Origin of the sequence: Microbacterium sp. (assembly GCF_031178525.1) — a bacterium.
Lineage (GTDB): Bacteria > Actinomycetota > Actinomycetes > Actinomycetales > Microbacteriaceae > Microbacterium.
In genome coordinates this window covers 1-8,579 of record NZ_JAPSJA010000107.1, presented here as the reverse complement: position 1 = coordinate 8,579, position 8,579 = coordinate 1, and the positions used below count along the sequence as shown (strand labels likewise).

Below are 8,579 nucleotides of genomic sequence, written 5' to 3'. Positions count from 1 at the left end.
GTTCGACCTGAACGCCGCATGGCGCCGGGCGTCGGAGCGCATCGAGGGGCTGCGCGGGTCGGTGGCGGCGATCGTGCAGGTCGATCCGGCCGCCGCCGAGGCACTGCTCACCCTGTTCGGCGCGCAGGCCACGGCGCTGGGCACGGCGGACGACGGTCGGACGATCGTGGAGGCGCGAGCCCACAGCGTGCAGGCGCTCGCGGAGCAGCTCGCGGGCTGGGCCGCGGTCGCCGAGGTGATCCGCCCGCGGGAGGTGCGCGACGATCTCGCGAGGCTGGGAGCGCTGCTCGTCGACCGCTACGCCACGGGCGCGGGGCTCACGGGCTGAGACGCGCGCGCCTCATCGAAGCCGATGAGTCGCGCGAACGCGCTCATCCGCGCGACCCCGTCCGCATGGCGCGGGAGGTCGTCGAGAAGAGCCGGCGAGTGGATCAGGTACGCCGCGACCATGGCGCGGGAGATCGCGACGTTCAGGCGGTTCTGCAGCAGCAGGAAGTCGGACCCGCGGGGCGCGTCGCGCCCGCTCGACGCGGCGAGCGTCACGATCGACACGGCCGCCTCCTGCCCCTGGAAACGGTCGACCGTGCCGACCCGCACCTCGGCGAGCCCGTTCTCCGCCAGTGCCTGCTCGACGCACTGCACCTGGGCGTTGTACGGCGCGACCACGATCACGTCGGCCTGCGTGAGGGGGCGCGGCGGGCACGGCGATCCGGTGCCGCCGTCGCCGATCTCGATGTCGGTGAAGGCGCGACCGATCACCTCCCGCGCGATGCGCACGACCTCGGCGGCCTCCTCGGGCGAGGCCGTGGCGTTGCCGTGGTGCCGCACGGGCAGCACGTGCAGGCCCGGCTCGACGCCGTCGATCGCGCGCAGCGCCGCCGGTTCGTGCGACGCCAAGCGACCGGCGTACGAGAGCCCGGAGACGGCCGCCGACACGGCGGGATGCATGCGCCAGGACCGCGCGAGGAAGTAGCCGTGCGTGGCGGGGATGACCTGCTCGCCGTCCATGACCCAGCCGAGCGCGGAGGTGTCGACCGGCTCGGGGTGCGTGCCCTGGCTCACCTGCGGCAGCTGCTGCGGGTCGCCGAGCAGCAGCAGGCGCGTGGCGGCGAGCGAGACCGCGATCGTGGAGGCGAGCGAGAACTGCCCCGCCTCATCGATCACGAGCAGATCGAGGCTGCCGCGCGGCACCCGGGCCTCGTGCGCGAAGTCCCAGGCCGTGCCGCCGATCACGTAGCCGTCGGGACGCTCGGCCGTGAACGCGGGCACGCCGTTCTTCTGGATGACCGTGAAGCACGGCTCGGCGCCCGTCGTGCCCGACTTGAGCGCCTTGCCGACGAGCGCCGCCGGGACGCCGGCCCCGACGATCCGGTCGAGCATGTTCTCGATGACCGCGTGCGACTGCGCGACGACCCCGACCTTGAAGCCGTGCTCCCGCACGAGGGTCGAGATCACGTGCGAGCCGACGTACGTCTTCCCCGTTCCGGGCGGGCCTTGGACAGCGAGGTAGCTGCGGTCGAGATCGCGCACGGCGGCGACGATCGCGCCGACGTCGTCGCCGTCCGGCGCCGGCAGCGCTCCCGACCGTGTGCTCGGCGGCCGGCGGCGCAGGATGTCCGTCGCCGGGTCGCTCGGGAAGGCATCGCCCGACGCCAGCAGCGCCTCGGCCCACGCATCGATCGACTTCTGCTGATTGCCGGCCTGCGGCGGCGCCGCGGGTGTGACGGCCAGCGGCAGCGTGCTCCACGTCTCGCCGCCGATGGAGGTCTCCGACACGACGACGCCGTCGTCGAGCTCGGCGACGACCTCGACCGCACGGGCGACGTGGATCCAGCGGGACGACGCGTCGGAGGGGAACGGCGCGGGGCGCGCGTACAGCACGAAGGGCTGCGCCCCCTCCTTCAGGCGCGTCCCCGGAGCGACATCGCCGCGCAGCTCGACGACCCGCCGCACCGCCCGCCCGCCGTCGGGCACGCCCCAGTCCTCCAGCACGCGCGTGCGGGCGGCATCGACCGCGATCACATCGCGCGTATCCGCCCACAGCGACAGCGGCTCGCGCAGCCGCTGGAAGTGCCCCTGCCAGAAGCTCTTGCGCTCGCGCGGGTAGTAGTCGATCGCCGCCGCGCCCAGCCGCAGCGCGACCGCGTCCGGCTCCTCGGGATCGCGCTCCGCCGCACGCGCCGTGAGGGCGAGGGCGAGCGGCGAGGGCTCGTACGTGAACGCCTCGAGCTCGTCGGGACGCGCGGGCAGCATCCGCGTCTCCCGCGCTCGCTCGACGAGCCAGTCGCGCAGGCGCCGGGTCGACACGCAGTCGTAGCGGTTGTAGTCGGCGAGGTCGTCGAGGATGACGCGGGCGGCGTCGACGTCCCCCGCCGCGATCTGCTCGCGCGCCTCGACGTAGCGCAGGATCGAGTCGCCACCCTGCTGCACGTCCTGTGTGCGCACCTCGTCGCCCATGTACAGCGGCTCGAGCTTCTTGATCGAGTACGAGCGCGACCCGACCCGCAGCGCACGCCGCACGATCGGGTACAGGTCGACGAAGAGCTCGTCGCGCAGCATGCGGTCGACATCGGCCTCGCGCACGCCGTGCCGCGCCGCCATGGCGGCCAGGTGCGTGGGCTCGTACGGCGCGTAGTGGTAGATGTGCATGCCGGGATGGGCGGCACGGCGGGCGGCGATGAAGTCGCAGAAGCGCTCGAGCGCCTCCTTCTCGTCTGCGAAGGTGTGGGCCCACAGCGGCGTGTACTGCTCCTGCAGGTCCACCCAGCCGAACAGGTAGTCGATGCCCCAGCGGTCGGCGGCGCCCGGCTCGGTGTAGAGCGGGTCGCCCTCGAAGTCGAAGAAGATGTCACCGCGATCGGGGCGCGGCATCGTCGTGAGCGCCTCGGGCAGCACGACCTCGTACAGCGGCGCGGCCGTCTCCGACTCCCCCGCGGGATCCGGCACGCCCGCCGGCGACGCGAGCTGCAGCCGCGCCTGGATGCGCAGCCCCGCGAAGGTCTCGGGGTTCATGCCCGGCGGCCCCACCTCGGCCGCCGCGAGCTCGTCGATCGTGCGGATACCCGCGGCCCGCAGGCGATCGCGCTGCACGGGGCGCATCCCGGCGACGAGCAGCACGTCGCGCGTCGCGACGACCTCCTGCTCGCACGTCGCACACCGCCCGCAGGCCACCACGCCGAGGTCCCCGCGCGGGTCGGCCCACGCGATCGGCTCACCTTCGGCGCCGAGATCGAGCCGCCGATCCCCGATCAGCGCCCGCAGCCGCGCGCGACGCACGAAGAACAGGGGAAGCAGGTCGTCGACCGCGTGCGTCGACGTCGTGCCGTCGCCGAGCAGCAGGTCGACCTCGTCCGAGCGCGCGATGCCGAGGCGGTCGAGCTGATCGACGTAAGCCGCGAGCTGCATGAGTGCCGTGACCTTGGCGCGGCGCGCGAGCTTCGAGTCCTGCACCCGCCATCGGCCATCCGGCTCGCGCAGGAGGAAGTCGGCGAAGCCCACGAACTCGTCGGTCGAGAACGCTGCCTGGAAGAGGATGCGCGCATTCGGATCCCGCAGCGCCGTCATCGTCGCCTCCAGCGCGGCCGCCATCGCGTCGGCATCCGACGATGCGGCCCGTTCGATCTCGATCACGGCGGGCCCGAACTCGTCGCGGTAGCGCGCGAGCACCTGCTCCTCGTGCTTGTCGCCCAGGCGCGCGGCGCGCTCGAGCATCTCGTCCTCGGGCTCCTCGACGGCAGCGATGCGCCCCGCCTTCGCGTCGAGCGCCCGGAGCCACGCGAACTCGCACTCGGCGGCGACCTTCAGGTCGCTCGCGCTCCACACGACGCGGGACTCGGACTCGATGTAACGCACGTTCCGAGGCTAGACGGGCCCACCGACACTAGCGTGAGCGTGATGACACACGAGCTGCGCTACGACCGGCCCGCCGAGCACTGGATCGAGGCGCTGCCCGTGGGCAACGGCATCCGGGCCGCGATGTGCCGGGGATCCGCCGAGAACGGGGCGGCCGGAGAGCACCTGCACCTGAACGACGTGCGCGCGTGGTCGGGGCCGCCGTCCGATCCGCTCGACGCCGTGCCCGGCGGGCCGGACGACCTGCGCGCCGCGCGGGAGACCCTCGCCGCGGGCGACGTCCGCGCCGCAGAGCACCACCTGAAGCGCCTGCAGACCCCGTGGGTGCAGGCCTATCTGCCGCTCGGCGACGTCGACATCCGCGTCGAGGCGGACGATGCCGACGTGCCCGGGACGCTCGCCACGACGTATGGGCGCCGCCTCGACCTCCGCGATGCGATCGCCTCGCACGAGCGCGGCGGCGTGCGGCACGAAACCTGGGCGGATGCCGCCGCCGGCGCGATCGTGCATCGCGTGACGGCGCATCGCCCCGTGCGACTCGTCGTGGAGTTCGCCTCGCCGCTGCGCGTCACGGGTCGCTCGGCGGTCGAGGGCGCGCTCGTGACCACGCTGCTGCCGCCCGTGGACGTCGCGCCCGGCCACGAGGACGTCCCCGAGCCCGTGCGCTACGACGAGGCGTCGCCGTCCCGGCTTGTCGTCGCGATCCGCGCCCCGCGGGATCCGGCCGCCCGCGTCGACGGCGACATCCTGCGGACGGGCGCCGCGACGGAGCACGTCATCCTGATCGGCACGGGCGGCACGCACGAGCCGCAGGCGCGTCCGCCGGTCGCCGAGGCCGATGCGGTCGCCGAGGCGCTCGCGCTCGTGCGGGAGGTGCCGGATCGCGCCGGGCACGTCGCGGCGCACCGGGAGTTGTACGACCGCGTCGAGCTGACGCTGCCGGACGCCCCGGATGCCGCGGAGCTCACGACGGCCGAGCGCGTCGCGCGCGCGGTCGAGCGGGACGACCCGGGTCTCGCCGCGCTGAGCTTCCACTACGGCCGCTACCTCGTGATCTCCTCGTCCCGGCCTGGCGGGCTGCCGATGACCCTGCAGGGCATCTGGAACCCGTGGCTTCCCGGACCGTGGTCGAGCGCCTACACGATCAACATCAACACGCAGATGGCTTACTGGCCGGCCGAGACCACGGGGCTCGGCGAGTGCCACGAGCCGCTGCTGCGGTTCATCGAGCGGCTCGCGACCGGGACCGGTCGGGATGCCGCGCGCCGCCTGTACGGCGCGGACGGCTGGGTCGCGCACCACAACTCGGACGCGTGGGCGCACGCGGGTCCGGTGGGCGCGGGGCGGGGCGATCCGTCCTGGGCGTCGTGGGCGATGGGCGGGCTGTGGCTCGCGCAGCACGTGTGGGAGCGGCACCTGTTCGCGCCCGATCCGGTGTTCCTGCGCGAGACGGTCTGGCCCGTCCTGATCGGCGCGGCCCGGTTCGCGGCCGACTGGGTGCAGGACGACGGGACGACGGCGTGGACGTCGCCGTCGACCTCGCCCGAGAACACGCACATCGCCTCGGATGGCCGCCCCACGGGCGTCGGCGTCTCGGCGACCATGGACGTCGAGCTCATCCGGTGGCTGGCCCGCGTGACGCGGATGGCGGCGACCGAGCTCGGAACGCAGGATGACGCGCTCGACGGGCTCGAGCGATCCGCTGCCCTGCTGCCGGAGCCGTCCGTGGGACCGCGTGGCGAGCTGCGCGAATGGGCCGCGGACGTGGTCGAGGCCGAGCCCGAGCACCGGCACGTGTCGCATCTGGTGGGTCTGTTCCCGCTCGGTTCGGTGACCCCGGACGCGACGCCCGCACTGGCTGCGGCCGCGGCCCGCACGCTCGAGCTGCGCGGCCCGGAGTCGACGGGCTGGTCGCTCGCATGGAAGGCGGCGTTGTGGGCCCGCCTCGGGCGAGCGGATCACGCGCTCGCAGCGCTGCAGACCGGCATGCGGCCCGCGCAGGACGGCGGTGGTCACCGCGGCGGCCTGTACCCCAACCTGTTCTCGGCGCACCCGCCCTTCCAGGTCGACGGGAACTGCGGCATGACCGCCGCCGTGGCGGAGATGCTGCTGCAGAGCCACGACGGCGTGCTGCGCATCCTTCCCGCGCTTCCCGCCGCATGGCCGACCGGCAGGGTGCGCGGCCTGCGAGCGCGCGGTCGCTGGCGCGTCGACATCGCGTGGGCGGACGGCACGGCGACCGAGGTCATCCTGCACAACGACGGACAGGGCGACCGGGAGGTCGTGGTGGCGCTGGGCGGCGGCTCGCCCACACCGGTGCGGGTGGCCGCGGGGGCCCAGGTGGCGCTGCCCGCGCGCGACTGAGCCCCCGGGCCGCCCGGGCCGGGCGGCCGGCTCGCATGGCCGATCCGCACAACGAAGGCAGCACCGAGCGGTTCCGTCCGCTCAGCGCCCGGAAGGCGTCAATCCGCCTTCGCGGTGCGGTCCACCGGCGCCTGCTGCCCGCGCCGCACGGCGAAGAACACGCCGGCGGCGATGACCAGCACGCCGATCGCCAGCGGCACGACGGCGCCGAACCACTCCGGCCGCATCTCGAAAAGCAGCGGCCGCACGCCCGCGAACGCCGCCTCGAGCAGATCCGGCAGCGCGAGCAGCAGGATGCCCGCTCCCGCGGCGAGCGCGAACAGCGCGCCGAAGACGATCCCCACCCACGGCACCGTCGGCCTCGTCGCCTGCGTGTTCATCACTGCTCTCCCCACACCTGGATGTAGACCTCGACGTCGTCCTGATCGAGCACGATCGTGCGGGTCTTCCGCACGCTCGGATCGTCGTGCTGCCAGCTGAAGCGGCCGTCCTCCGCCGTGACGGCATCCTGGCGCGTCGAGAGACCCGACGCGTCGAGGTAGTCGACGAGCACCCCGCCCGTGTCGTGGACGGTGCGGAACTCGACGTCAACGCCGGGGTAGACGGAGATCCACACCGAGCCCGTCCCCTTCTCGATGCGCGTCGCACCCGCGGCGCTGTAGGCGCCGCCCACCTCGAAGCTGAGCTGCCCGAACGGCTGAGAGATGTGCTGCTCGCCGGCGGTCACCGGCACGTACCGATCCGGTCCGACGAGGTCGTCGACCGCGTGGGTCGCGAGGCCCGATCCCCCGATGACGAGCAGAGTGACGGTCAGGGCGGCGAGCAGGGCGCTGCGACGTCGCAGGATGCCGGCGACCACCATGGCGAGCGCCGTCACCGCGGCCGCGGCGAGAACCGCTGCCTGCCAGGACCGCTCCTCCGCATAGGGCTGGAAGGCGAGCCACACCGCGGTCGCCGCGACCAGTGCGGCCCCTCCGGCGATCGTCGCGAACGCGAGCGAGATCCGCGGCTTCCTCGCCCGCCGCTCGGCGCGCACGCGTGCCGCTTCGGCCCGGAATGCCGCCTGCTGCGCCGCGCGCCGCGCCCGCTCCTCGGCCTGCGCTGATCCGTCGACCTGCGCCCGCCGCCACGCGTCGTGCTGCTCGCGCCATGCGGCGTGCTGTGCGCGCCAGGCCTCGAGCTCCTCGACGGTCGCGAGCTCCGGCGCCAGCGGCTCGACCGGCTCCGGAACGAATGTGGGCGGGGCGGTACCCGAAACCGCCCCGCCGGAGACGGCGGCTGTGCCCGACACGGCGCCGTCGGCCCCCGCAAGGGGGAGTGTGCTTCCTGCCCACCGGCGGCGCAGGAGGAGGATCAGAACGACGGTGACGGCGCCAAGACCCGCGAGCCAGAAGCCGGCTTCGAGCACGGGACGCGCCCAGCCCTCGACGGCGGACATCGCCACGGCCTCCAGCAGCGAGTTGCCGGTCCACGTCACCAGCAGCGCCGCGGCCGCGGTCGCTGCGGAACCGAGCAGCGCCGGCGCGGAGCCGGTGCGCATCTGCAACGGGATCCGCCCCGCGCGGTCGGGCAGCAGGCCCCACGCGAGCGCGTAGAACCACAGGGCCGGGAAGCCGAGCACCGTGATCGCCACCAGGGTTCCCCGCACGATGAGCGGATCGATGCCCGTCCGGTGCGCGATCGCCGCGCACACGCCACCGAGCCAGCCGTTCTCTCGCACCACGCCGAGCCCGCGGACCCAGAGGAAGAAGCGCCCCTCGGTGTCGGCCGTCCGCGACGACGCGGGCGGCGCGGACGCCGACGCTTCCGCCGACGCCGCGTCGACGGGTGCGGTGTGCTGGGTCATGGGTCCATCGTCGCCGCAGCGGCGTGCACCCCGCCATGAGGGACATCCCTGATCCGACCCTCAAACCACCGCGGCGGCGCGTCCCGCGGTGATTACATGAAGCCATGACGGTTGTCTCGCCCGCGCAGCACGCGCGCACCGCTCCCCCACTGGCGCGGCCTCGCGACACCGTGCTCTCCGGCGTCAGCGAAGGGCTCGCGCGGCACCTCGACTGGCCGGTCGGCATCGTGCGGGCACTGTTCGTCGCCACGACCGCCGTGTGGGGTCTCGGCGCGCTCCTCTATCTATGGCTGTGGGTGCTCACGCCCGCGGAGCCTGCGCCCGTGCGCGGCACCCGGCGCACACCCGTCGCGGCGCTCCTGCTGGGCGTCGCCGCCATCCTGCTCCTGGTCTCGATCGGTCGTTATCACAACGGCACCGGGCGGGCATGGCTGCCCCCGGCCACGCTCATCCCGATCTACCTCGCGGTCGCGCTCGCTCTCACCGCCGGCGTGTGGTCCGCGCTCGTCGACCGGCG

6 protein-coding genes are annotated in these 8,579 nt (G+C 74.0%); 3 read left to right on the top strand and 3 right to left on the bottom strand.

Annotation, left to right across the window (positions count from 1 at the left end; genetic code table 11):
- Nucleotides 1–328 (top strand): WYL domain-containing protein (locus tag RIF89_RS08450; protein ID WP_309068680.1); only part of this gene is annotated, 328 nt, incomplete at its 5' end.
- Here the strand turns inward: RIF89_RS08450 and RIF89_RS08445 are convergent.
- Nucleotides 298–3,852, bottom strand: coding sequence for a TM0106 family RecB-like putative nuclease (locus RIF89_RS08445; protein WP_309068679.1), 3,555 nt, complete (start codon nucleotides 3,850–3,852; stop codon nucleotides 298–300). The genes RIF89_RS08450 and RIF89_RS08445 overlap by 31 nt on opposite strands.
- Before the next feature lie 42 nt (nucleotides 3,853–3,894).
- Here RIF89_RS08445 and RIF89_RS08440 point away from each other — a divergent pair, with 42 nt between their 5' ends.
- Nucleotides 3,895–6,216, top strand: a complete 2,322-nt coding sequence (locus RIF89_RS08440; protein ID WP_309068678.1) for a glycoside hydrolase N-terminal domain-containing protein — start codon at nucleotides 3,895–3,897, stop codon at nucleotides 6,214–6,216.
- Between the two features lie 98 nt (nucleotides 6,217–6,314).
- Here RIF89_RS08440 and RIF89_RS08435 read toward each other — a convergent pair whose 3' ends face one another.
- Together RIF89_RS08435 and RIF89_RS08430 are read right to left on the bottom strand one after the other, a co-directional pair.
- Entirely contained in the window at nucleotides 6,315–6,596 is a 282-nt protein-coding gene (locus RIF89_RS08435) for a hypothetical protein (protein WP_309068677.1), read from the bottom strand.
- The gene (locus RIF89_RS08430) at nucleotides 6,596–8,062 is read right to left on the bottom strand and encodes a PspC domain-containing protein (protein WP_309068676.1); all 1,467 of its coding nucleotides are present in this window, start codon (nucleotides 8,060–8,062) and stop codon (nucleotides 6,596–6,598) included. Before RIF89_RS08430 ends, RIF89_RS08435 begins: the two co-directional genes overlap by 1 nt.
- A gap of 104 nt (nucleotides 8,063–8,166) precedes the next feature.
- Here RIF89_RS08430 and RIF89_RS08425 point away from each other — a divergent pair.
- On the top strand, nucleotides 8,167–8,579 hold a 413-nt coding region (locus RIF89_RS08425), incomplete at its 3' end, for a PspC domain-containing protein (RefSeq protein ID WP_309068675.1).